At 78.1% G+C, this 233-nt stretch carries 1 pseudogene; it reads right to left on the minus strand.

Features of this window, described 5'->3' with window-relative positions:
• Positions 1-233: pseudogene (locus KVS67_RS13460) on the minus strand (30S ribosomal protein S6--L-glutamate ligase); the annotation flags it as partial.

A 233-nucleotide genomic window follows, 5' to 3' on the forward strand; every position in this document is an offset into this window, starting at 1 on the left:
CCACGGACGCGAGGATCGGGGAGGCCGGCAGCTTCCGCACGCGCCTGGGGCGGGGGGCGCGGGCGGGGATGGGGGCGCGCATGTTCCCGGGCTTGCCGAAGCAGAGCAGCCGGGCGCCCTCTTCGAGGACCTTCGGGTCCGCGGGGGCGGGGAACACGGAGGGGCCGCGGGGCAGGGTGAGCACCTGCAGGGCCCTCGCGAGCAGCCCGGAGTCCTCGAGGGGCTGGCCCACC

It is taken from the genome of Micrococcus sp. GbtcB5 (assembly GCF_019091605.1).
GTDB lineage: Bacteria > Actinomycetota > Actinomycetes > Actinomycetales > Micrococcaceae > Micrococcus > Micrococcus luteus.